This window comes from Polaribacter septentrionalilitoris (genome assembly GCF_009832745.1).
In the GTDB taxonomy this organism is placed as follows: domain Bacteria; phylum Bacteroidota; class Bacteroidia; order Flavobacteriales; family Flavobacteriaceae; genus Polaribacter; species Polaribacter septentrionalilitoris.
This window is the reverse complement of the sequence record NZ_VRMJ01000008.1, coordinates 62,092-86,298: the sequence shown is the minus strand read 5'-3', so window position 1 is coordinate 86,298 and position 24,207 is coordinate 62,092. Positions and strand designations below refer to the sequence as shown.

Here is a 24,207-nt window from a genome sequence, read left to right as displayed (position 1 = left end):
TCAAGATTATATAATCTTGATGCAAATTTATTGTAAATATTTGTAAGTCTATCCTTAAATAGCTTTTATAATTCCTGTAAAATCGTCTACATTTAAAGCTGCTCCACCAATTAAACCACCATCTACATCTGGTTTAGAAAAAATTTCTTCTGCATTTGCTGGTTTTACACTTCCACCATATAAAATAGACACACTGTCTGCAACTTCTTTGTTGTATTTTTTCTCGATAATACTTCTAATAAAAGCATGCATTTCTTGTGCTTGTTCTGCACTTGCAGTTTCTCCTGTACCAATAGCCCAAACTGGTTCGTAAGCTAAAATAATACTGTTCCATGCATCTGCTTCTAAATGAAATAATGCGTTTGATAATTGACTTTCTACAACTGCAAAGTGATTGTCTGATTTTCTATCTTCTAACAATTCTCCAAAACAGAAGATTGTTTCTAATTTATTTGCGATGATTGCATCAACTTTTTCTGCTAAAGTTTCATCAGTTTCATTAAAATAAGTTCTTCTTTCTGAGTGCCCTAAAATAACAGTTTTAATATCGATTGCTTTTAACATGTCAGCAGAAATTTCACCTGTGTAAGCACCATTTTTTGCTTGATGCATGTTTTGTGCAACTACTTCTACTTTAGAATCTTTTGCCGCTTTTACTGATGAAGAAAGATTTACAAAAGTTGGTGCAACAATTACTCTAGTATTCTCTAAAGTTTCATTTTTAATTGCTTTTTTTAAATCTTTAATTAACTGCTTGCTTGCTTGCTTATCATTATTCATCTTCCAGTTTCCTGCAACTATCTTTGTTCTCATAATTCTATTTTTACACCTAATTTCTAGGTTGATTTTTTATTTAATTTAACCTTGTAAATTTAAGAAATGGAAAATCAAAAATCAGCAAGAAAAACAAATACTTACTAAAACGTTTTATATTGATTTTTGAAGTGCATTTAAAACACTTTTATCTGATGCATCTGTTGCTTTAAACAATGAGATTTTTCCATATTCATCAACAACAACATATCTAGGAATCCACCTTACATTTAAAAAATCGACTAGTACTCCATTTTTCATTCCTTTAGGTAAATTGTAATGTTCTCCTTGAATATTGTAACGCTGAATTCCTCTTTTCCAAGAACCTTGTTTTGTATCTACAGACAAAAATAAATATACTACATCTGGGAATTCTTTTTGCAACTCTTTTACTTTAGGCATACCTACAATACAATCTCTACACCATGAAGCCCAAACATCAATCAGTATTTTTTTTCCTTTATGTTGATTTAAAACCTGCTTAAAAGAGAATTCTTTATTAACTACATCATAAACTTTATCATTTAAAGCTTGTTCAGAAAATTGGGTAGGTTCTTCAATATTACAACTCATAAAAACTAAGAATAATAGAAATGCTATTTTTTTTATCATAAATTGATTTTTCATTTTTGTCTTATTGAAAGTTTATTACTTACAATTTGTTACAAAAATACCTACTTTTGCATAACTTTTATAAAATAGATGACAACACAAGAACTTATTACTCAAATTCGAAAGAAAAAATCTTTTTTATGTATTGGTTTAGATGTGGATTTAAAGAAAATTCCATCGCATCTTTTACAAGAAGATGATCCAATTTTTGAATTCAACAAAGCCATTATAGATGCAACTCATCATTTATGTGTTGCCTACAAACCAAATACTGCTTTTTATGAAGCTTATGGTTTAAAAGGATGGAAATCTTTAGAGAAAACCATTCATTATTTAAATACCAATTATCCTGAAATTTTCACCATTGCAGATGCAAAACGTGGTGATATAGGGAACACTTCAACGATGTACGCTAAAGCTTTTTTTGAAGATTTAGCTTTTGATTCTGTTACTGTAGCTCCATATATGGGAAAAGATTCTATTGAACCTTTTTTGGCATTTGAAAATAAACATACTATTATGTTAGCACTGACATCTAATGAAGGGGCTTTTGACTTTCAAACAAAAAAAGTAGACAATCAAGAATTGTATAAACAGGTGTTAGAAACTTCAAAAGACTGGAAAAATTCTGAAAACTTGATGTATGTTGTGGGTGCTACTAAAGCTGAATATTTTGCTGAAATTAGAAAAATAATTCCAGATTCTTTTTTGTTAGTTCCTGGAGTTGGAGCTCAAGGAGGCAATTTACAAGATGTTTGTAAATATGGCTTAACTTCAACTATTGGTTTATTGATAAATTCTTCTAGAGGAATTATTTATGCTTCAAATGATAAAGATTTTGCAGCGAATGCTGCTTTAAAAGCTGAGGATTTGCAGAAAGAAATGGCTAATTTATTGTAAAATATTTTTATTATACTTTAAAATATCTTGTCAAAATATAAAAAAACCAGAGAATTTCTTCTCTGGTTTTTATTTTATTATAAATTACATAAAAGTAATGTCTAAAAATCTGGACCTGCAGCATCAATCTCTCTTAATGGAATTTGATAAATCATTTTATCATCCATTGCAGGAATAACTAAGTCTGCTCCTGGCATTACTGGATTTGTTCTACCATCTTTTCTGTTAAGTCCTTTTCCAAGTCTAGCCATATCAAAAGATGCTACTCCATCTCCCCATAACTCAACTCTACGATACATTAAAATCTCATCAATTAAAGCCTGTCCTGTATTAGTTGATTTCGTATAACTAGGATCTCTCATTGAATTTAAATCAAATAAAACTTGTTGTGCATCACTGTTTTTTCCTTGTCTTGCTAATGCTTCTGCTTTAGTTAAATAAAACTCAGTATTTCTAAGGTATATATAATCTCCAATAAATACACCTGGACCAGGATGAGCTATAAATTTAAGACTTGTATATTTTGGAGTGTTATTATAATGCCCCCAAGTACCAGGGAAAAATACTGTCCATGGACCATAATCTTGATCTGCAAACCATGAGCGTCTAGTATCTGTAGCAGGTATAAAATCGAATAAATTAGAATTTACTGTTTTAAAATGGTTCCATCCACTGTATCCATCATTAATTTGACTCATATGAGAAAAGAAAGAAGCATAAACTTCAGAAGTAGCAGCTGTTACTTCAGATCCCCAAATTACTTCAGATAACGAAAGTTCATCAAATCCATGATTAACATCACTACTTATGCTACCAACTTTCATTGCTATATCAGCATATTTTTCAGCTTCAGACCAGTTTTCGTAAGTTAAATGGTATCTAGCTAAATAAGCAGCTACCACATTTGCATCTACTTCTTGTTTAGAAGGTCTACTGTATGACTGTAACCCATTGTAAGCTGCTGTTAAATCATCAAGAATCAATTTTTTAACTTCTCCTACAGTAGCTCTATTTGCTCCAGAAAAATCTCCTAAATCTATAGGTATAGCCTTAGTTGCGTCGTCTGCTTTTGTGTGTTGGTAAATTCTTATCAAATAAAAATAAGCTATTGCTCTATAAGTGTATGATTTAAACTTAAAATTTAATACCTCTTGAGGTGCAGTATCTGGTATTGTATTGATAATACCGTTAGCGTTATTGATAACTTTATAAAAGAATTCCCAGATAAAATCATTGTCATTAGACGTTAGAATAATATTATCATAATTATTATAGGCTCCGAACCAAGTATTTCTACTCATGTCCATATCGTTTCCTCTTAAATCCATTCCGATATCTAATGCCTTTAATCCAAATTCATCGGTACTACCTTCTCCATCTCTGAAGTAAGATAAAATAGCTCCATCTAAGGCCTGAAGACCTACAGTTCCACCAGCATTAGCATTTGCCTCAGCATGAGATACCGTTAAGTATCTTTCATTTTCAAAGTCTCTATCGAAATCAGCACAAGAAAAGAAAAGTGCTGTCATGATGAGCAAGACAAAATATTTGTCTATCTGTATGTTTAATAATTTTATTTGTTTCATAATTATTTTATTTTATTAATTAAGATTAATATTTAATCCAAAAGCTATTGTTCTATTAGCTCCATATTCAGCAGAAGAAGATCCAACTGAATTTAAACGAGGATCATAACCTTGTCTAGCACTATATAATAAAAAAGCATTGTTTACAGTTCCATAAAATCGAATACTATCAATATGATATTTCTTGATTGCTTCATTTTGAAGAACATATCCTAAGTTAATATTACTTAAACTTAAATAACTTAAGTCCACTAAGTATAAATCAGAAAGTCTATATTGGTTTGGGCTTAAAGGATCAACTCTAGGTAAGCTAGCTGTTTGATTGTCAAACGTCCAAGTTTTATCATAATCTGCGATATTTGTAACATTATTTGTTTGGTTAAATAAACTAAAGTATTCATTATCTATACCATAACCTCCCAATTGATACGCAAACTGAAGTCCAAGTGAAAAATCACCTACCTGTATACTTGTTCCAAAACCACCTGTAATTGTAGGTATTGCTCTTTTATCTAAAAATTCTCTACCATTTTCAGCTGCATCAGCGTAATCTGTAGTTGTAATTTCCTGACCATTTGCATCTTTTGTGTAATATAAAGCATCACCATTTGCTGGATCAACACCTGCAGATCTAACCATAAAATAGTCAAATAAACTTTTTCCAACCACTCTTCTAAAGTTACCAGCTGGTATAGAATCTCTTGGTAGTTCTGTAATTTCATTATTAAGCGTAGAAAGGTTTGCGTTAATGTTTACATTAAAGTTTTCCTTTTTTACTGCACTAACTGCAACTTCGAACTCAAAACCACTATTTACCATAGAACCAAAATTCTCTGGACTAGTTGCTTGACCAGTTGATAATTGAAGTGGGTTGTTAAATAAAAGATCTTCTGAACTTTTTCTAAAATATCCTAATGAAAGATTAACTCTATTAAAAAGGCTCATTTCGTAAGCAACATCTAAACTTGCTGCTTTTTCCCAAGTAATGTCTTTATTTCCTAAACTGAATAGAGTTTGTGTTAATTCTCCATTATTTTCATCAACTACATATTGGTTTTCGTAAGCTACAAGATTTCTTCCACCTGTTTGATAAAAGATTCTATCATTACCAGTAGTACCATAGTTTACAGCTAATTTTGCATAATTAATTACATCTGAATCTTTTAAGAAATCCTCATTACTCATTACCCATGAAGCACCTGCAGACCAAAAGGCTCCCCAACGAGAATCTGGATGAAATACTGAAGAAGCGTCATACCTAGCTGTTAAGTTTAAGAAATAATTATTATCTAAACCATAAATAAATCTAGAGAAATAACCTTCTGTTGTGTAATTTGTATTATAATTAGATGCACTTACATATACGGAAGTATTGTCTAATACTGGGCTAAATCCACTGATAAGATTTCTTTTATTTACACCTAATGTTGTAAATGACTCTACGTATGTTTCATGACCTAAAAGTGCATCAATACTATGACGTCCAAAATCTTTTTTCCATGTTAATAATTGTTGGTTTGTAAATGCTGAAAAATTATCTCTGTTATTAAACAACAAACCATTATTAGACAAAGCAAACGCACCTGCACCAGGACCCGTAAAATCTATACCTTTATCTACTTCTGTTAAAAGGTTTGCTACATATTCAAATTTAATACCTAAAGGTAAATCAACTTTAGCTCTGAAAGCAGCGTTAAAATTATCTCTTTCATTAGTTTCAATAGTATTATCTATCACAGCAAGAGGATGTTCTCCTGGAGCATAGTTTCTAGGACCTCTTGTTGCTCCGCTAGGAAAAACTTGAACATTACCAAAGTCATAGGCAAATCCATTTGGATTATTAGGATTTAGGACAGGATTCCAATTTTCATCATATTGAAATGCAGGATAAATAGGAGCAATTCTTCTTGTCCAAGAAAAAGTATTATTGAAAGAAGTAGTACCATCACTAGGAACTGCTCTACTATTTGATTTTGAGTATGCAACATCTCCACTTAAAGAAACTATATTTGCAATCTTCTTAGCGTTTACCTTTAAACGAGCAGTACTTCTTTTAAAACTACTTCCAACAGTATATCCATTATCAGTTTGTGTTCCTAAAGAAAAATAATAAGTTATGTCTTGAGAACCTCCTGAAATATTAAGGTTAGTAGAACTAAAGCTTGCTGCATCTCTAAATAATACATCATCCCATCTGTCGTTTACCTGTAATCTTGCAGAACTATTTAACTTACCTGTAGTTGGGTCAATTATAGTCGCATCTGATACATCATAAACATTATAACCTAATTCACCAATAAGATTATTTGAAGCAGTTTGTCTGGCAGCACCAATGGTTACAGGAGTACCTGCTTGCCCTTGAGCATAAAACTCAGAGTTTGCAAGTATGCTGTGATACATTTCATAAAATTCACCAGTTGTTTTTGTAATATTATACTCTTTGGCTCCTCTTTGAGTAATACCAACTCTAGTATCAATACTTATCTGAGTTTTGTTACTCTTACCTGTTTTTGTGGTAATTAATAAAACACCATTTGACGCTTTGTTACCATATAACGAAGTAGAAGATGCATCTTTTAAAATGGTAGTCGAAGCAATATCTTGAGGATTAATACTACTTAAAGCACCAGTATAAGGAACCCCATCTAAAACGATAAGTGGAGCACTATCTGCGTTAATAGAACCAAAACCTCTAATTCTAATGATAGGATCAGCACCAGGTTGACCACTTGATTGTATTACTCTTAAACCAGAAGCTAAACCTTCTAACCCTTGAATAGGATTTGAGTAAGTAGCGTTTTCAATTTCTTCAGAACCAATAACACTCACAGACCCTGTAAGCGAAGCTCTTGATTGAGAACCATATGCCACAACTACAACCTCATCTAATGAGCTTGAATCCTCTTCCATAGAGACGTTTATTGTACTAGATGCTCCTACTTTTTTCTCAAGAACTTTGTACCCCAAGTACCTAAAAACCAAAACATCTCCTGATTTTGCTTTGATCGTATACTTACCATCAAAATCTGTTTCAGTACCTGTAGCAGTACCTTTAATTAAAATACTAACCCCAGGTAAAGGACCTGAAGGATCAGATACTGTTCCGGAAATAGTTTTTTGTTGGGCAAAAGAAACTTGCACAACAAGCGCCAGTAATAGCGTCAAAATTCCATTAAACTTTGTTTTCATTGTATAATTTATTTGAATTAATTATGCCAAAAATCTTAAAATTTTACTAAAACAAAAAATATAATCCACATTATTTTAATAAAAATTTAACAATGTCAGGATTTTTGTTAAGATTTTCACAAGACACTAATTAATCCATTAAATTTTAAGAATAATGGAATTTTTTTAAAAAAACCTAATCTTGTAAGGCAAAAACTTGCTTTAATAACGCTGTATTTCTTAAGCCAACTTTTTCACGAATTCCTTTTTCTTCAACTTCAATCATTGTAAAAACACCTTTTAAAGCTTCTTGAGTTACATATTGGGTTAAATCTGGATTTACTTTTTTAACAAAAGGTATACTATTATACTTTGTAATTAAATTACTCCAAACTTTATCCGCTCCTACTTTAGAAAAAGAATTATCAATTACAGGAGTAAAACTTTGATACAAGTTTTCTGAAGTTTTTGATTTTAAATATGATGTTGCCGCATTTTGATCTCCCAACAAAATATTTTTAGCATCATTAAAAGTAATCTCTTTCACAGCATTTACAAAAATTGGTGTTGCCGTTTTTACTGCATCTTCAGCAGCTCTATTTAATACCTTAATACCTTCATCTGCCAAATTTCCTAAACCAATTTTTCTTAACCCTTTGTCTACGGCCTGTAATTCTTCAGGTAATAAAATCTTAACCAATTTATTTTTATAAAAACCATCTTTAGCCGTTAATTTAGTAACTTGGTTTTTTATTCCATTATCTAAAGCTTGCCTTAATCCATTACCTATTTGTTCTTGAGTAAGTGCTCCTCCATTTGGTAAATTATTAACTACTTTTTGTAATTCTGCACATCCAACAAATTGAACAGCAACTATTAAAATTATAATTCTTTTTATCATTTTTATTGTTTTATTTATTTTTTTGAAACAATATTCTTTGAGAAGTCACTTTTTTATTTAAATGTGTCCGTTCTTTTATCATAACCATAAGGACAATGTTTACAACCACTTTTGCAACAATATCCTCTTTTAAGATGATATTGTGCTGTAAATACTTTATATCCTTGTTCATTTATATAAAAATCACCCTCTTCTAAAGGTATTCTCTGATTGTACATAGATGCAAAAATATCACTTTAATTCATAAAAAAAGCGCTCTATTGAGCGCTAACTTTTATTTGTTTTTATCATCTGGTGGAAATCTTGTAATAATTTCTTTAACAAACTCCTTTATTCTTGCTTCTTTCTTTGCTTTACTCTGTAATCGTAATGCACCGCTACCAACACCTTGCCAAATTAACTCTTTTTTTTCTTTGTCAATAAAATCAATAAATAAAGTTCCTTCTGTAAATTGATTGACATTAACATTATTCATTCCTCCCATCATCCATGGATTCCAGCCCCAACCCCAGCCAAAGCCCATATTATTATTTTGACTAACATTAACTCTTTCTCTAGATTTCGTGAAAATTCCAACTAACATGTCTGGTTGGTCAGATTTTGTAAAACCTTTCGCCAACAATTCAGACTCAATTGCTCTTAAAATTCTTTTTTTATCCAAATCTGAAATTTTAGCTTTATCTATCTCTGGTTTGTAAAAAGCAAATGTTTTGTATTGATTAAAATCTATTTTATCATCATAATCTGTATACACTTTCAATGAACTACATGACATTAAAATAGAAGAACTTATAAGTAAAAGAAGTATTTTTTTCATGATAAAATATTTTATGTAGATTAAGTAAAATTGCAATTACAACATCAAAATTATAACAATAATTATGCCAAGTAGCTGTTGGTTAACTGCTTTATGTTAATGAAATTTTAATTACCCTAAAGAATCCTTTATTTTTTTAAGATTTTCGTAAATTGCCAGCTCAAAATCAAACATTTATTACGAATGAAACAAATACCACCTTATAAACCCAAACAAAAAGTACGTATTGTAACAGCTGCTTCTTTATTTGACGGACACGATGCAGCCATCAATATTATGCGAAGAATTATACAATCTACTGGTGTAGAAGTAATTCATTTAGGGCATGATAGAAGTGTTGAAGAAGTTGTGAATTGCGCTATTCAAGAAGACGTTAATGCAATTGCAATGACTTCTTATCAAGGTGGGCATAATGAGTACTTTAAATATATGTATGATTTGTTACAAGAAAAAGGAGCTAGTCATATCAAAATATTTGGTGGTGGTGGTGGAGTAATTCTCCCTGAAGAAATTGCAGCTTTAATGGATTATGGAATTACGCGTATTTATTCTCCTGATGATGGAAGAGAATTAGGTTTACAAGGAATGATTAATGATTTAGTTCAACAATCTGATTTTGCTATAGGTGATGAATTAAACGTTGATATTGACAAGCTATCAAAAAAAGAAGCTGGTAAAATAGCAAGAGTAATCTCTTCTGCCGAAAATTTTCCTGAAATAGCTAAAGATACACTCGATAAAATTCACGCAAAAAATAAAAACTCCAAAACTCCGGTTTTGGGAATCACTGGAACTGGTGGCGCAGGAAAATCTTCTTTAGTTGATGAATTGGTACGTCGTTTTTTAATTGATTTCCCCAACAAAACTGTTGGTTTAATCTCTGTAGATCCATCCAAAAGAAAAACTGGTGGTGCACTTTTAGGTGATAGAATTCGTATGAATGCTATCAATGACTCTAGAGTTTATATGCGTTCTTTGGCAACACGCCAATCTAATTTAGCTTTATCTAAGTATGTAAATGAAGCCGTAGAAGTTTTAAAAGCTGCTGAGTTTGATTTAATTATTTTAGAAACTTCTGGAATTGGACAATCAGACACAGAAATCATTGAACATTCTGATACTTCTTTGTATGTAATGACTCCAGAATTTGGTGCTGCAACTCAATTAGAAAAGATTGATATGCTAGATTTTGCTGATTTAGTTGCTATCAATAAGTTTGACAAAAGAGGAGCCTTAGACGCGATTCGTGATGTGAAAAAGCAATACATGCGTAACAATAATTTATGGGATGTTCATATGGATGACATGCCTGTTTTTGGTACAATTGCCTCACAATTTAATGACCCTGGAATGAATTCGTTGTATAAAGCGATTATGGATAAGTTGGTTGAGAAGTCAGGTGCAGATTTAAAATCTGACATGGAAATCACCAAAGAAATGTCTGAAAAGATTTATGTGATTCCACCAAAAAGAGTACGTTATTTATCTGAAATTGCCGAAAACAACAGAAGTTATGATGATAAAGTTAATGAACAAGTTATCGTTGCTCAAAAATTATATGGGATTTTCCAGACAATTTTAACGCTAACGAATGTCATTTCGACTGAAATGGAGAAATCTCTTTTGATAAAAACAGGACTTGATAATGGTGAGATCCTGAAACAAGTTCAGGATGAAAACGATAAAGAGTTCATCAAACTACTATTAGCTCAATTCGAAAAAGTAAAACTCAACTTAAATCCTTATAACTGGGAAATCATTTTAAACTGGCAAGAGAAAGTTCAGAAATATAAAAACCCTATTTATTCGTTTAAAGTTCGAGATAAAGAAATAAAAATAGAAACGCACAGTGAGTCACTTTCACACTCACAAATACCTAAAGTTTGTTTGCCAAAATACCAAGCATGGGGAGATTTATTACGATGGAATTTACAAGAAAACGTTCCTGGAGAGTTTCCTTATGCCTCTGGATTGTATCCTTTTAAAAGAACAGGTGAAGACCCTACTAGAATGTTTGCTGGAGAAGGTGGTCCAGAAAGAACCAACAGACGTTTTCATTACGTAAGTTTAGGAATGGATGCAAAACGTTTGTCAACCGCATTTGACTCTGTGACTTTATATGGAAATGACCCAGGGCACAGACCTGATGTTTATGGTAAAATAGGAAATGCAGGTGTTTCTATTTGTTGTTTAGACGATGCCAAAAAATTGTATTCTGGTTTTGATTTAAGTCATCATATGACTTCTGTTTCAATGACCATCAATGGTCCTGCCCCCATGTTGTTGGGTTTCTTTATGAATGCTGCTATTGATCAAAATTGCGAAAAATACATCAAAGAACATCAATTAGAAAATGTAGTTGAGGAAAAACTGACTGAGCTCTATGATAATAAAGGCATTGAAAGACCAAAATATCAAGGGCAATTACCTGAAGGAAATAATGGCTTAGGTTTGTTATTACTAGGAATTACTGGTGATAAAGTGTTACCTTCTGAAGTGTATCAAAAAATTAAAACAGAAACTTTAGCACAAGTTAGAGGAACTGTACAAGCAGATATTTTAAAAGAAGATCAAGCTCAAAATACCTGTATCTTTTCTACTGAATTTGCCTTACGTTTAATGGGTGATGTTCAAGAATATTTTATTGAAAAACAAGTCCGTAATTTTTATTCAGTTTCTATCTCTGGATATCATATTGCAGAAGCAGGCGCAAACCCAATTACACAATTGGCATTAACCTTAGCTAATGGATTTACTTACGTTGAATACTATTTATCACGTGGCATGGATATTAATAAATTTGGACCGAATTTATCATTTTTCTTTTCAAACGGGATAGATCCAGAATATGCAGTAATTGGAAGAGTTGCTCGTAAAATTTGGGCAAAAGCGATGAAGTTAAAATACGGAGCCAACCCAAGAGCACAGATGTTAAAATATCATATTCAGACTTCTGGACGTTCTTTACACGCTCAGGAAATCGATTTTAATGACATTAGAACAACACTTCAAGCTTTGTATGCCATTTATGACAATTGTAATTCTCTGCATACCAATGCTTACGATGAAGCGATTACAACGCCTACAGAAGAATCTGTGCGAAGAGCAATGGCGATTCAATTGATTATCAATAAAGAATTAGGATTAACTAAAAACGAAAACCCAATTCAAGGTTCGTTCATTATAGAAGAATTAACGGATTTGGTTGAAGAAGCTGTTTTAGAAGAATTTGATAGAATTACAGAAAGAGGTGGTGTTTTGGGTGCTATGGAAACCATGTATCAACGTTCAAAAATTCAGGAAGAAAGCCTGTATTATGAAACCTTAAAACACAATGGTGATTTCCCAATAATAGGTGTAAATACATTTTTAAGTTCTAAAGGATCACCAACTGTGCAACCTGCAGAAGTGATTCGTGCTACTGAACAAGAAAAGCAAAATCAGATTAAAACAAAAGAGTGTCTCAACAAAGCAAATGAAGAAAATGTAAAAGAGCAAATTGCTATTCTTCAAGAAGCTGCCATTCAAAATGAAAACTTATTTGATAAATTAATGGAAGCCACAAAAATGTGTTCTTTAGGACAAATTACAGAAGCTTTATTTAAAGTTGGTGGTCAGTATCGTAGAAATATGTAGAAGCTATTATTGTTCTAATCTAAAAAAGAAACCCTTCCGGTTTTGAAAACCTGAAGGGTTTAAAGCTAAATCATTTTTTATTCTCAAATTATTCCCTTTTATCTCCTATATTCCTTCTTATAGAGAAAAGCACAAAAGAAATTAAAAGATATACAGGAAGCTACCATTTAAAACAAAAATCTTTTGGATAATTTATAGGAAGCCACCAAAATTTGTTCATTAAGACAAATTACAGAAGCTTTGTTTAAAACGGGGGAGACAATTTAGTAGAAAAATGTAAAAATTATTTTATGTGTTTATCTAATAATATACACTTCAGGTTTTAAAAACCTGAAGGTTATTAAGTTCAATTATAAAAGGAATCTCTTTAGAATTCCACAAAAAACCGAATAAGTTAACTTCGATTTTTTTATTTTTAGCTAAAATTAAATACATAATGAAATTATTAGGAATAGGTTCAAGAATAGAACACGCAACATATGGAACAGGAGTTGTCACAAACGTTACCAGCAAACATTATTGGGTAACTTTTATAAAAGACGGATTAGAAACCATAGCCATTGACAGCGATTTTGAAGTCATTGAAGTTGTAGAAGATGAAGTTGACACAATTAGTTTTTATGAAGTTGAAAAATCGCTTAAAAATTTATTACAAAAATGGAGCGATGTTACAGAAATTGCACCCATTGCAGACAGATGGAAAAACGGAACGTTAATTTTTAGACCTGCTGATGCTAATTTAGCTGATAAAGAAATTCCTATTGATACGTTTTTTCATAAGATTGTAATGGTTAGAGATCGAATTCGTGTAATGGAGCAAAAAATTAACTCAAGTAAGACCTTAGACGATCAAGATAAAATTGATTTGCAACAATACATCACCAGAATTTATGGAAGCTTAACCACTTTTAATGTTCTGTTTAAAGTTAAATCTGATCAATTTGTAGGTTCGAGATCGAAATAGCTATGTAATTTTAATCGAAATATAATCTCAATTCTATAGATTTCTCAACAAGGTCGGAATGACAAAAAAGAAAAGTTTTTACATAAACTTGCATCTTTTTTAAAGTTTTACTGTCTATTACATGAACATTAAATCAAATATGATGAAATATAAAAACGAATGTACTTGTAATTGTAAAAGTTGTGTAACTGGAGATTGTAAAAATTGTACTTGCGAAAACTGTAAGTGTAACAATTGTAATTGTTAAAGAATTCTCATTGCGAAATGAACAACAATTGAGAAATCTTTTTATTGAGATTCCTCCTCATTCTTCGTTCGGAATGACATAATTATGACTAATTAAATATTATGACCACACAACAAGTTTGGACATCTTATTCTGAAGACCTAAGACGATTTATCATCAGCAAAGTGAAAAACACTACTATTGCTGATGATATTTTGCAGGACACTTTTATCAAAATTCACACTAAACTCCATACTTTAAACGATATTACAAAACTAAAACCTTGGTGTTTTACTGTGGCAAGAAACTCCATTTTAGATTATTGGAAAACAACCAATCAAACTTTTGAAATTGCCAATTTTAAAGGTGAAACTGAGATCTCTGAAAACACACATACAGAAAAAGATTGTTTACAAGGTATTTTAAAAAATTTACCTAAGAAATACAGAAATCCTTTGTTTTTATCAGACATTAAAGGGTTAAAACAACAGGAAGTTGCCAATCAATTAAATCAAAGTTTATCGACAACTAAATCACAAATACAACGTGCACGAAAATTAATTGCACAAGGTTTTATGGATTGTTGTGGTTTTGAAATGAATTCTAAAGGAAACTTAGTTGGCGAAATTCAAGAAAAAGAAGACTGTAAGGTTTGCAACTGACACTCAACTTAGTGTATTATTAAAATTGATTATATTAGAGAAATCAATTTAACACAGCCCTCAATTATGATTCAATTAAAAAAAGAAGATATCAGTCAAGAAGTTTTTGATTTATATGATGACTATGCACATAATAAAATCAATAGAAAACAATTTCTAGAAAAGCTCTCAATGTATGCAGTTGGAGCTATTACTTTGCCAGCGTTGTTGAGCTTTATCTCACCCAATTATATCGATTCTATTATTGTTCCTGAAGATGACCCAAGGTTAGATTCTACAATGATCACTTACGATTCTCCAAAAGGAGGAAAAAAAATTGATGGCTTATTATCTATCCCAAAAAATAAAGATGGAAAACTCCCAGGCATTGTGGTTGTGCATGAAAATAGAGGGTTAAATCCGTATATAAAAGATACAGGTAGAGTTGCTGCACTAGAGGGTTTTATTACATTAGCACCAGATGCTTTATCTCCTTTAGGAGGTTATCCAGGAAATGATGATGAAGGAAGAACTATGCAACGAAAAAGAGATCGTTTAGAAATGTTAGAAGACTTTATAGCTGCGTATAATTATCTAAAAAATCATAAAAAATGTACAGGTAAAGTTGGTGTTGTAGGTTTTTGCTTTGGAGGATGGATTTCTAATATGATGGCTGTACAAGTATCAGGTTTAGGAGCTGCTGTACCTTATTATGGCAGACAACCTAATGATGAAATGGCTGCACAAATTAAAGCTCCTTTATTATTGCAATATGGTGAGTTAGATAAAAGAGTAAATGCAGGTTGGCCTGCTTTTGAAAAAGTTTTAAAAGCTAAAAATATAGAACATACAGCTCATTTTTATCCAAATGCTAACCACGGATTCCACAACAACACAACTCCAAGATATGAAAAGGAGGCTGCAGAGTTATCTTGGAAAAGAACGATTGATTTCTTCAAAAACCATCTTACATAAGATTTAAATAATCTTAATTAAAAAGCGCATTTAAAAAAATCTAAATATGCTTTTTATTTACCTAGGCACTCTAATTTTGCTACCTAAAAACAAAGCATTTAAAAACAGTTTATTCGTTCCATACCAAGCACCTCTAAAATTTGGATTATCAGCAAATAGTATAACTCTTCCAGAACCAATTGGGCTCACCAATAAAGAAGCAGAAGGTTTTATAAAATGCTCTAAATTATTCTTGGAAACAAATCCATCTATATGTGGATTCTCGGCATATTTTGCTACTGTTGCATACGGACTTTTACTGGGTGCTAAAAACACCATATTATTCTTATAAACTGGCAATTTTGATGAACGATACCCAAAACCTAAAGGATGAGTAACATCTAAATCTACTTCAAATATTACACCTCCTACTCTTTCTCTTCCTCTATGTTCTGAAGCATCTACATAAGGCAATCTTTTGGTTTCTTTTTTGTCTTTCTCTTTTGGCTTTTTTGTTAAACTTTCTTTCACTAATTTTTTATCTATTGCCCATTTTGCACCTCCTGCAATTGTAATTAAGGTGTTTCCTTTTGCTGTCCAATTCTTCAATTTTACATTCTGTAGAGAGTCTAATTGACGATAACTCCCAGAAACCATGACCAACGTATTGTACTTATCTAAATCTGCTCTTCGAAAATTCTGCATTCTAATTTTGGTAATAGGCATGTGAACTCTTGTATCTAACAAATGCCAAACTTCTCCTGCTTCATAAGAACTTACACCCTCACCAATTAACAAAGCTGCTTTTGGTTTTTCTAACACTCTAAAATTATTACTTCCTAAATCAATTCCCTTTAAGCTAAATCCGCTATTGGTACCAAAAACTGGAATGTCAAATTTTTCTTGGGCTAATTTTACAATTTCAAAAACTTTGTCACTCTTGTATTTCTGTTTACTTACAGGAATTAATAAACTTCCATAATTAAAACTCTGTTCGCCTTGAGAAGTATTTATTGAAAATGGCTTGAATGCTGACGCAACTTTTAATCCTTTAGATTGCAAATAGTATAATGCTACAGGTGAATTGTAATCGTCCCAATCTATTAAGTAGGCATATTCTGATTTTGAGATTTTTATGTTTGAAAATAATTTTTCTGTGGATGTGATTTCAGTTCCTAATTTCACGGATTTTACACCTTTATATTTTATATTGTAAAAGTTGGCAACACTCCAAGCAGAGGCATCATAAAAAACACTATCTCTATATTTTTCGTAGGTTTCAAACATGGTTTGCACCATTCTTTGTTGTGGCTGTTTTAATGGAACTGTATATTTATCTCCATTTTTATACACTTTAATTTTATGGGTTAACAGTTGGTCTATAAATGCTTTTTCTCTGTTTTTATCATATTTTTCTTCAAATTCATAACCTGCAAAACCCGATTTTGCTTTTTTTGTTACTGCTGTTTTAAAAAACTTTTGTTGATATTCTCGTAAAAACGTCTTATTCTCAACTGCAGCTTTTAGAGTTGCAAACGTAGATATGTATTGATTTCTGATGGTGAAAGGAAACGTAATTTTCCCATAATCTGTGTCTTGAACATGACCTCGAGAACTAGCTTGTTCAAATAACAACGCCAAACCACCTTGCAAATCTGGATAGGAAGATCCGTAACCTGGATAAGTTCCGTCAAAAGATTCTTTGGTATAATATAAAGAACCTACCTCATCTAAAGCTTTTGAAAAATACTTTGCAAATAAATTATTTAAATCTTCATAATTCTCTTTTGGCATAATAGGATCCCAAGAACCAATAGGCTTCATAGGCTCAAAAAAGTGATGACTATTTGTACCCATTTCATGAAAATCGGTCACTACATTCGGATACCAAGAATGTATCCATTTTAATTTTCCTTGACTTTCAGGATGCACTGCCAACAACCAATCTCTATTTAAATCAAACCAATAATGATTGGTTCTTCCTCTAGGCCATGCTTCTGTGTGTTCTGCATCAATATTATCTGAAACCAAATTTTTAGATTGATATTGATTCGCCCATTGTGTATGCCTATCTCTTCCATCAGGATTAATAGTTGGATCAATAAAAACTACAGCGTTCTCTAAGTAATTCAACACTTCTTTGCTATTTGAAGCCACCAATGTATAGGCAGTTAACAACGCAGCTTCAGAACTTGAGGGTTCATTTCCATGGACATTGTATCCTAAATTTATAATTACAGGAACCTCGTCATAATTATTCACTTTCTTATTGGTATCTAAAAAAGCAAGATGTTGTTTTTGTATGGATGCTAAATTCTGTAAATTTTTGGTTGATGATACTGCAAACATCACCAATTTTCTTTTTTCGTGAGTTAATCCATAAATTTCTATAGAAGCTCTATCTGAAACATCAGCCAATTTGGTGAGATAACTTACAATTAAATCGTGTCTTGTATGATGCTCACCAATTTTATAACCCAAATATTCTTCTGGTGTTGGAATCTTAGTATTAAAAGGTGCTTTGTCTTTAAAATAATAGTCTTGCGCTGTTAGGGTTTGTACTAAAAACAAAATAATGATAATTGTAAAAAAAGAGTTCTTAATTTTCATAATAGGATTGGTTCATTTCTCTGCTAAAAATAAGGATTAAATTACAACAAACACAAATTGCAAGTATAGATTTATGTTGATATTAAAATTATTATAATACATTTGATTAGAATTTAATTGATGAAAAAAACACCATTAATCAGTAAAGAATTAGAAAGTTTTTACAATAAAGCTTCAGAAGAAACTCGCCTTGAAAAAGGAATGGGGGTTTTTGAGTTTGACCGTATTAAAGAACTTATAGAAACACATGTTTCTAAACCTAAATCAACTATTATTGATGTTGGTGGTGGAACAGGGAAATACAGTGAATGGTTAGCAAAAAAAGGGCATAAAGTTCATTTGTTAGAACCTGTTGAAAAACACATAAAACTCGCACAAAAAAGAGCAAAAAAACTACAACATCCTTTTTCTGTAACCCAAGGGGAATCTCAAAATTTGCCTTATCAAAATGAAGTTGCAGATTTGGTAATTTTACATGGCCCCTTATACCATTTACAAAAAAGAGAAGACAGAATAGCAACTATTTTAGAAGCAAAAAGAGTGCTTAAAAGAGGTGGAGTAATTTTAGGATTCGCTATTAATGCACCAGCTTCTACAGTTGTTGGTTTGATGAACGGAATGATTCATGCAAATTCTTTTTTTGAAATGTGTAAACAAGAATTGACTACTGGAATTCATAATGCACCCAAAGATTTTCCTTTTTTATTGGCAGATGCTTTTTATCATAAACCTCAAGAATTGAAAGAAGAGTTTTTAGAACAAGGTTTAGAGTTTATTAATTTATTTGCTGTAGAAGGTATGATTTGGTTAGACAATGAATATTTTGCAAATATGTTAGACAAAAAGAAATCTAAAACTTTAAGAGAGCTACAAAAAATCACTCAAAATGATGAATATTTATTGCCTTTTAGTCCTCATATGATGATTGCTGCTAAGAAATAACTTAGTTTATTTCTATAGCGATGTTCATATATAATAATGTTATTTATCTTCTCTTTTAGAACAATAGTGATGACGAGTCATTTAAGGCTTTTTGATCAATTTTTATTTTTTTGCATTTTCTGTATATTCTATACTTAAAACACCTCACTTTAAATAAAAATACATGAAAGTGGTACTAAAAATAATTCATAGAAAAAGAAGAACCTCTAGAATGCATAGATTTATACTTAAAAAAATGGAATATTTATGAAATGGAATTGTAAAATATAAATCTTCATTATCTTCATAAGAATTGAATCCAAATTCCAATAATTTCAGTAGGGCACTTTGTAAGGCTAATAAATAATTGTACTATTCTTTTTTAGTGAGATATTTATTAGCATCTCCTTTAATATTTGTTTGTCTTTCTAATTTTCCTGTTTTTGGATTTCGATAAGAAAAATACAAGTACCAAGGCTTGTCAAGTGCAGCTTTTTGAGCTTTAGTTGATAGTTTAGACCAATTGGAAATAGCAATTCCACCAGTGTAAATTTTAGGGTCTGAATAGTTCTTTTTCATAGTAAAATCGTGTACTGAATCGTGTACTCGCTGTAAATGTAAGAAAACAGAAGACATAAAAAAACGAATTGTGAGACACAATTCGTTGATTTAAATAGCTTTAAGCTTTGTAGCGGGAACTGGACTCGAACCAGTGACCTTCGGGTTATGAGCCCGACGAGCTACCTACTGCTCTATCCCGCGATTTGGACTGCAAATATACAACACAACCTAAGTATTTTCCAAACTTTATTTGATTTATTTTTTATCCTCTTAAATTATAGTCGCTTAACAAAACACATTATATTTGTTTTATGATTCATAAAGCTGGTTTTGTAAATATTATTGGAAATCCTAATGTGGGAAAATCTACATTAATGAATGCCTTGGTAGGTGAAAAATTATCGATTATCACCCCAAAAGCGCAAACTACAAGACATCGAGTTTTAGGAATTGTAAATCACGAAGAATATCAAATCGTTTTTTCTGACACTCCTGGAATCATTAAACCTGCTTATGAACTGCAATCTTCTATGATGGATTTTGTAAAATCTGCTTTAGACGATGCTGATGTAATAATTTATATGGTAGAAGTTGGTGAAACTGCATTAAAAAATGAAGCTTTCTTTAACAAGATAATCAACAGTAAAATCCCTGTAATTTTATTATTGAATAAAATTGATAAATCTAACAAAGTAGAAGTTGATGAAAAGATTGCTTATTGGCGAGAAAAAGTACCCAACTCTTTTGTTTATGTAATTTCTGCTCTAGAGAAGTTTAACGTTGAAAGTGTTTTTATAAAAATTATTGAATTACTTCCAGAAGGACCTCCTTTTTACCCAAAAGATCAATTAACAGACAAATCTGAACGCTTTTTTGTAAATGAAAAAATTCGTGAAAAAATCTTAACGCACTACAAAAAAGAAATTCCGTATTCTGTAGAAGTTGAAACCGAAAGCTTTATCGAAGAAGAAAATATTGTTAGAATTCGTTCGATAATCATGGTAGAAAGAGATACTCAAAAAGGAATTATCATTGGCCACAAAGGGTCTGCTATAAAACGTGTTGGTGCAGAAGCTAGAAAAGATTTAGAACGTTTTTTTCAGAAAAAAGTATTTATTGAATTGTATGTAAAAGTTAATAAAAACTGGAGAAGTGATAAGAATCAATTAAAGAGATTTGGATACAATCAGAATTAATTTTCGATAATATCAATTAAAAAATCGTGTAATTCTTTCATCTGATTTTTTCCTGTTTCCTTACCTAAACTTCCCAAAACATACAACAACACCCAGATTAATGGCAACGCAATTAGCATGGCTACAGGAAAAAATAAACTTTCATCCAATCGATGTCTAACATAAGCCATCACCCCAAAACCTAAAAACATAGTAGCTACAACAAAATGTACAAACATAAAAAGTGTCCAAACTTGTGGTTTTGGCCCAAATAATCCTTTTATAGTTGATGATTTTTCATCAATCTTTTCAATTTCAAAATGCAATTGTGGCGACCAAAAATGACTTTTCTTGTCAGGTACATCAATAAAAAAATGATCCTCTGAGACCTTACTTTTAAATTTACAAGCTTCGCTACTCAAATAATCTTCAATTCGTTTTTGCAACTCTTCTGAGTTTTCTTGTAAATCAATTGAGAACCTTGGTCTTAAAAAAAACTCACTATTTCTTTTTTCTTGAACACTCATTTTTTTGGATTGACACTCTAAATGTAAGAAAATTACCTTTTGCTAACAAACACTTACTTTTTTATAGAATACTAAACATTCTCTTAACAGAAATTCAAAAACACTAATACTAAATTATAATTCAATTAACACACAAGTAAATTATAGGTTTCATTTTTGACAATTATTAATCAAACATAAATTATGAAATTAAAAAAATTATCACACAACATTGTATTAGCCTCTGCAATTGTATTGTTCTCTTGTGGAGAAGATGGTGTTGATGGTATCGACGGAACAAATGGTACTAATGGCGCAAACGGTTTAAATGGCTTAAGTGGTGCAAACGGAAAAGATGTTACTTATTTCTCTACCACTGCTAAAATTAGTTTAGGTGATGGAGTACCTGAAATATCTGCCTATGACCCAGCAACTAAAACTATCTTTTCTACAAATGCTGAAGCAAAAGAAGTAGATGTTATTGATATCTCAGATTTGGATAGCCCACAAATAAAAACAGCTATTAATGTAACTGAATTTGGGGGTAATGTAAATAGCGTTGCTACAAAAAACGGATATTTAGCAATTGCTGTAGAAGCAAATGTTAAAACCGATAATGGTAAAGTTGTTGTTTTTAAAACAGATGATTTAACCACACCATATGCTCAAATTACTGCTGGTGCTTTACCTGACATGGTTACTTTTACTCCTGATGGAAAATACATCATAGCTGCAAACGAAGGAGAACCAAATGATAATTACAATATAGATCCTAAAGGCTCTATAACCTTAATTGAAGTTGAAACAAAAACTACTTCCCAAATTTTCTTTGATAGTTTCAATTCTCAAGAAACAGCATTAGAAGCAAAAGGATTTAGAGTTTTTGGACCTGGAGCAGATTTAAGCACAGATGTAGAGCCAGAATATATTACAGTTTCATCAGATTCTAAAACAGCATTTATTGCCCTACAAGAAAATAACGGAATAGCAAAATTAGACATCACATCAAAAAAAATTACAGAAATTTTACCTTTAGGCACTAAAGATTACTCAGAAATCCCTTTTGATTTAAGTGATAAAGATGACAACATAGGTAATTTAAATTACTGGCCAGTATTAAGCTTTTATCAACCAGATGCTATTGATTACTTTGAAATTAATGGAACTGGATACATTATAACTGCAAACGAAGGTGATGCTAGAGATTATGATGGCTACTCAGAAGAAGATAGAGCAGATGATTTAACGCTAGACCCAACTGCTTATCCTAATGCAGCAGAATTACAAAAAAAAGAAAATCTAGGAAGGTTAAAAGTTACAACTGCAAATGGCGACACTGATGGTGATGGATACATTGATCAAATTTATGGTTATGGTGCTCGATCTTTCTCTATTTGGAATACTAATGGAATGCAAATTTTTGATTCTGGAAACCAATTTACATTAAAAGGCCTTTTCGATTTTGGAAATTACCCAGAAAACAGATCTGATGATAAAGGAACTGAACCAGAAGCTGTATCCACTTTTGTTGAAGGTGAAAACACTTTTGCTGTTATTGGTTTAGAAAGATCTGGAGATGTTTTAGTTTACAATATTTCAGATGTATATAATCCAATTTTTATTCAACGATTAAGAAATACTTCTCCAGAAGGATTAACCATAGTTAATGCAGAAGATAGCCCAAACGGAAAATTATTATTAATAGTTTCTAACGAAGCTCCAGACACAGCAACATTAAATATTTATTCAAAATAAAAAAAAATCTAGATTTTTTTTATTATTAGTCAGCATTTTTTGCTGGCTTTTACTATTTAAAGACAATTTTTAAAATAGCATTTCTTAAAAGGGTAAATTGTATCTTTGCAAAAAATTTCAATTCATATGAATAGCATTGTTGCCATTGTAGGAAGACCTAATGTTGGAAAATCCACACTTTTCAACAGATTGGTTCAACGTAGAGAAGCAATTGTAGATTCTGTTAGCGGAGTAACAAGAGATAGACATTATGGTAAATCAGACTGGAATGGAAAAGAGTTTTCTGTAATAGACACTGGTGGTTATGCTGTAGGTTCTGATGATATTTTTGAAGAAGAAATTAGAAAGCAAGTAAAACTTGCCATAGATGAAGCAGACATTATTGTGTTTGTAGTAGATGTTGAAGATGGCATTACTCCTATGGATGCTGAAGTTGCCAAAATGCTAAGAAAAGTAAAAAAGCCTATCTTCTTAACAGTAAATAAAGTTGACAATGCAATGCGTGATGCGGATGCAGTAGAATTTTACAATTTAGGTTTGGGAGATTATCATACCATTTCATCGATCAACGGAAGTGGAACAGGAGATTTACTGGATGCTATTTCAGAAAAAATGCCAGAACCAGAAGAAGTAGATTTAGAGAAAGAAGAATTGCCAAGATTTTCGGTTGTTGGTAGACCAAATGCAGGAAAATCGTCATTTATTAATGCTTTAATTGGTGAAGACAGAAACATTGTAACCAATATTGCAGGAACTACAAGAGATTCTATAGATACAAAATACAACAGATTTGGTTTCGACTTTAATTTGGTTGATACCGCAGGAATCAGAAAAAAATCGAGAGTTAAAGAAGATTTAGAATTTTATTCTGTAATGCGTGCTGTGCGTTCTATTGAATATTCTGATGTTATTATTTTAGTAGTTGATGCCACTCGTGGTTTTGAAGGTCAAGATCAAAATATTTTTTGGTTGGCAGAAAAAAACAGAAAAGGTATTGTTATCTTAATTAATAAATGGGATTTAGTTGAGAAAGAAACCAACACAATGCGAGATTTTGAAGCCAAAGTTCGTAAACAAATAGAGCCTTTTACAGATGTGCCTATTGTTTTTATTTCTGCATTAACAAAACAACGTTTATTTAAAGCTATTGAAACTGCTGTAGAAGTTTTTGAAAATAGAAAAAATAGAATTCCAACAAGTAAGTTTAACGATACTATGCTAGAGGTGGTAAAAAGCTATCCACCACCAGCAATAAAAGGAAAATTTGTAAAAATCAAATACTGTATGCAGTTGCCTACTCCTACTCCACAATTTGCTTTTTTTTGTAATTTACCTCAGTATGTAAGAGACCCTTACAAACGTTTTGTAGAAAATAAATTAAGAGAAATTTACAATTTTACGGGTATTCCAATCACTATCTATTTTAGGCAGAAATAATTACAAAACATTTTTTTGTAACTT

At 31.3% G+C, this 24,207-nt stretch carries 19 protein-coding genes and 1 tRNA gene; 9 read left to right on the top strand and 11 right to left on the bottom strand.

Features of this window, described 5'->3' with window-relative positions; translation table 11 throughout:
- Window positions 1-54 precede the first annotated feature (54 nt).
- Both tpiA and FP421_RS01625 read right to left on the bottom strand, forming a co-directional pair.
- Window positions 55-813 (bottom strand): triose-phosphate isomerase, encoded by a 759-nt coding sequence (gene tpiA / locus FP421_RS01630; protein ID WP_159946956.1) that lies wholly within the window; start codon window positions 811-813, stop codon window positions 55-57.
- A 114-nt stretch (window positions 814-927) separates the two neighbouring features.
- Window positions 928-1,425: a TlpA family protein disulfide reductase gene (locus FP421_RS01625; protein ID WP_159946954.1), complete on the bottom strand. Its 498-nt coding sequence runs from the start codon at window positions 1,423-1,425 to the stop codon at window positions 928-930.
- Between the two features lie 90 nt (window positions 1,426-1,515).
- On the opposite strand from FP421_RS01625, the gene pyrF reads away from it, so the two are divergent.
- Window positions 1,516-2,325 (top strand): orotidine-5'-phosphate decarboxylase, encoded by an 810-nt coding sequence (gene pyrF, locus FP421_RS01620; RefSeq protein ID WP_159946952.1) that lies wholly within the window; start codon window positions 1,516-1,518, stop codon window positions 2,323-2,325.
- A gap of 101 nt (window positions 2,326-2,426) precedes the next feature.
- Here pyrF and FP421_RS01615 read toward each other — a convergent pair whose 3' ends face one another.
- From FP421_RS01615 to FP421_RS01595, 5 genes are all read right to left on the bottom strand, one after another.
- Window positions 2,427-3,911 carry a RagB/SusD family nutrient uptake outer membrane protein gene (locus tag FP421_RS01615; RefSeq protein WP_159946950.1) on the bottom strand — a complete coding sequence of 495 codons (1,485 nt, stop codon included), beginning with the start codon at window positions 3,909-3,911 and terminating at the stop codon, window positions 2,427-2,429.
- A 15-nt stretch (window positions 3,912-3,926) separates the two neighbouring features.
- The gene (locus FP421_RS01610; protein WP_159946948.1) at window positions 3,927-7,100 is read right to left on the bottom strand and encodes a SusC/RagA family TonB-linked outer membrane protein; all 3,174 of its coding nucleotides are present in this window, start codon (window positions 7,098-7,100) and stop codon (window positions 3,927-3,929) included.
- Window positions 7,101-7,275: 175 nt separating this feature from the next.
- Window positions 7,276-7,980 carry a DUF4197 domain-containing protein gene (locus tag FP421_RS01605; protein ID WP_159946946.1) on the bottom strand — a complete coding sequence of 235 codons (705 nt, stop codon included), beginning with the start codon at window positions 7,978-7,980 and terminating at the stop codon, window positions 7,276-7,278.
- Window positions 7,981-8,033: 53 nt separating this feature from the next.
- A complete protein-coding gene (locus tag FP421_RS01600; protein WP_159946944.1) occupies window positions 8,034-8,198 on the bottom strand; it encodes a DUF5522 domain-containing protein in 165 nt (54 codons plus the stop codon).
- A gap of 56 nt (window positions 8,199-8,254) precedes the next feature.
- The gene (locus FP421_RS01595; protein ID WP_159946942.1) at window positions 8,255-8,797 is read right to left on the bottom strand and encodes a DUF4136 domain-containing protein; all 543 of its coding nucleotides are present in this window, start codon (window positions 8,795-8,797) and stop codon (window positions 8,255-8,257) included.
- A gap of 183 nt (window positions 8,798-8,980) precedes the next feature.
- Here FP421_RS01595 and FP421_RS01590 point away from each other — a divergent pair, with 183 nt between their 5' ends.
- The 4 genes from FP421_RS01590 (at window position 8,981) to FP421_RS01575 (ending at window position 15,239) form a co-directional block, all read left to right on the top strand.
- Entirely contained in the window at window positions 8,981-12,433 is a 3,453-nt protein-coding gene (locus FP421_RS01590; RefSeq protein WP_159946940.1) for a methylmalonyl-CoA mutase family protein, read from the top strand.
- Between the two features lie 436 nt (window positions 12,434-12,869).
- Window positions 12,870-13,397, top strand: coding sequence for a hypothetical protein (locus FP421_RS01585; protein WP_159946939.1), 528 nt, complete (start codon window positions 12,870-12,872; stop codon window positions 13,395-13,397).
- Between the two features lie 348 nt (window positions 13,398-13,745).
- Window positions 13,746-14,285: a sigma-70 family RNA polymerase sigma factor gene (locus tag FP421_RS01580; protein ID WP_159946938.1), complete on the top strand. Its 540-nt coding sequence runs from the start codon at window positions 13,746-13,748 to the stop codon at window positions 14,283-14,285.
- Window positions 14,286-14,351: 66 nt separating this feature from the next.
- Window positions 14,352-15,239: a dienelactone hydrolase family protein gene (locus FP421_RS01575; protein WP_159946937.1), complete on the top strand. Its 888-nt coding sequence runs from the start codon at window positions 14,352-14,354 to the stop codon at window positions 15,237-15,239.
- A gap of 57 nt (window positions 15,240-15,296) precedes the next feature.
- Here FP421_RS01575 and FP421_RS01570 read toward each other — a convergent pair whose 3' ends face one another.
- The gene (locus tag FP421_RS01570) at window positions 15,297-17,828 is read right to left on the bottom strand and encodes a M14 family zinc carboxypeptidase (RefSeq protein WP_159946936.1); all 2,532 of its coding nucleotides are present in this window, start codon (window positions 17,826-17,828) and stop codon (window positions 15,297-15,299) included.
- 120 nt (window positions 17,829-17,948) lie between these two features.
- Here FP421_RS01570 and FP421_RS01565 point away from each other — a divergent pair, with 120 nt between their 5' ends.
- Complete coding sequence (locus tag FP421_RS01565) at window positions 17,949-18,770, top strand: class I SAM-dependent methyltransferase (protein ID WP_159946935.1); 822 nt, start codon at window positions 17,949-17,951, stop codon at window positions 18,768-18,770.
- 351 nt (window positions 18,771-19,121) lie between these two features.
- Here the strand turns inward: FP421_RS01565 and FP421_RS01560 are convergent, their stop codons facing one another.
- Both FP421_RS01560 and FP421_RS01555 read right to left on the bottom strand, forming a co-directional pair.
- Window positions 19,122-19,328 carry a hypothetical protein gene (locus FP421_RS01560; RefSeq protein WP_159946934.1) on the bottom strand — a complete coding sequence of 69 codons (207 nt, stop codon included), beginning with the start codon at window positions 19,326-19,328 and terminating at the stop codon, window positions 19,122-19,124.
- A gap of 110 nt (window positions 19,329-19,438) precedes the next feature.
- A tRNA-Met gene (locus tag FP421_RS01555) sits at window positions 19,439-19,511 on the bottom strand.
- 110 nt (window positions 19,512-19,621) lie between these two features.
- Between FP421_RS01555 and era the strand changes: the two genes are divergently transcribed.
- Window positions 19,622-20,506 (top strand): GTPase Era, encoded by an 885-nt coding sequence (gene era / locus FP421_RS01550; RefSeq protein WP_159946933.1) that lies wholly within the window; start codon window positions 19,622-19,624, stop codon window positions 20,504-20,506.
- Here the strand turns inward: era and FP421_RS01545 are convergent.
- A complete protein-coding gene (locus tag FP421_RS01545) occupies window positions 20,503-21,012 on the bottom strand; it encodes a GTP-binding protein (protein WP_159946932.1) in 510 nt (169 codons plus the stop codon). The genes era and FP421_RS01545 overlap by 4 nt on opposite strands.
- Window positions 21,013-21,195: 183 nt before the next feature.
- Between FP421_RS01545 and FP421_RS01540 the strand changes: the two genes are divergently transcribed.
- Together FP421_RS01540 and der are read left to right on the top strand one after the other, a co-directional pair.
- Window positions 21,196-22,746, top strand: coding sequence for a choice-of-anchor I family protein (locus FP421_RS01540; protein ID WP_159946930.1), 1,551 nt, complete (start codon window positions 21,196-21,198; stop codon window positions 22,744-22,746).
- A gap of 126 nt (window positions 22,747-22,872) precedes the next feature.
- Window positions 22,873-24,183, top strand: a complete 1,311-nt coding sequence (der, locus tag FP421_RS01535; RefSeq protein ID WP_159946928.1) for a ribosome biogenesis GTPase Der — start codon at window positions 22,873-22,875, stop codon at window positions 24,181-24,183.
- The last annotated feature ends 24 nt before the right edge of the window (window positions 24,184-24,207 follow it).

Excerpts from the sequence above, each read along its gene's own strand:
- tpiA (WP_159946956.1), bottom strand. The coding sequence starts at position 813 with ATGAGAACAAAGATAGTTGCAGGAAACTGGAAGATGAATAATGATAAG.
- pyrF (WP_159946952.1), top strand. The coding sequence starts at position 1,516 with ATGACAACACAAGAACTTATTACTCAAATTCGAAAGAAAAAATCTTTT.
- FP421_RS01560 (WP_159946934.1), bottom strand. The coding sequence starts at position 19,328 with ATGAAAAAGAACTATTCAGACCCTAAAATTTACACTGGTGGAATTGCT.
- FP421_RS01540 (WP_159946930.1), top strand. The coding sequence starts at position 21,196 with ATGAAATTAAAAAAATTATCACACAACATTGTATTAGCCTCTGCAATT.
- FP421_RS01565 (WP_159946935.1), top strand. The coding sequence starts at position 17,949 with ATGAAAAAAACACCATTAATCAGTAAAGAATTAGAAAGTTTTTACAAT.
- FP421_RS01585 (WP_159946939.1), top strand. The coding sequence starts at position 12,870 with ATGAAATTATTAGGAATAGGTTCAAGAATAGAACACGCAACATATGGA.
- FP421_RS01605 (WP_159946946.1), bottom strand. The coding sequence starts at position 7,980 with ATGATAAAAAGAATTATAATTTTAATAGTTGCTGTTCAATTTGTTGGA.
- FP421_RS01600 (WP_159946944.1), bottom strand. The coding sequence starts at position 8,198 with ATGTACAATCAGAGAATACCTTTAGAAGAGGGTGATTTTTATATAAAT.
- FP421_RS01590 (WP_159946940.1), top strand. The coding sequence starts at position 8,981 with ATGAAACAAATACCACCTTATAAACCCAAACAAAAAGTACGTATTGTA.
- FP421_RS01575 (WP_159946937.1), top strand. The coding sequence starts at position 14,352 with ATGATTCAATTAAAAAAAGAAGATATCAGTCAAGAAGTTTTTGATTTA.
- FP421_RS01625 (WP_159946954.1), bottom strand. The coding sequence starts at position 1,425 with ATGATAAAAAAAATAGCATTTCTATTATTCTTAGTTTTTATGAGTTGT.
- FP421_RS01545 (WP_159946932.1), bottom strand. The coding sequence starts at position 21,012 with ATGAGTGTTCAAGAAAAAAGAAATAGTGAGTTTTTTTTAAGACCAAGG.
- era (WP_159946933.1), top strand. The coding sequence starts at position 19,622 with ATGATTCATAAAGCTGGTTTTGTAAATATTATTGGAAATCCTAATGTG.
- FP421_RS01615 (WP_159946950.1), bottom strand. The coding sequence starts at position 3,911 with ATGAAACAAATAAAATTATTAAACATACAGATAGACAAATATTTTGTC.
- FP421_RS01570 (WP_159946936.1), bottom strand. The coding sequence starts at position 17,828 with ATGAAAATTAAGAACTCTTTTTTTACAATTATCATTATTTTGTTTTTA.
- der (WP_159946928.1), top strand. The coding sequence starts at position 22,873 with ATGAATAGCATTGTTGCCATTGTAGGAAGACCTAATGTTGGAAAATCC.
- FP421_RS01580 (WP_159946938.1), top strand. The coding sequence starts at position 13,746 with ATGACCACACAACAAGTTTGGACATCTTATTCTGAAGACCTAAGACGA.
- FP421_RS01610 (WP_159946948.1), bottom strand. The coding sequence starts at position 7,100 with ATGAAAACAAAGTTTAATGGAATTTTGACGCTATTACTGGCGCTTGTT.
- FP421_RS01595 (WP_159946942.1), bottom strand. The coding sequence starts at position 8,797 with ATGAAAAAAATACTTCTTTTACTTATAAGTTCTTCTATTTTAATGTCA.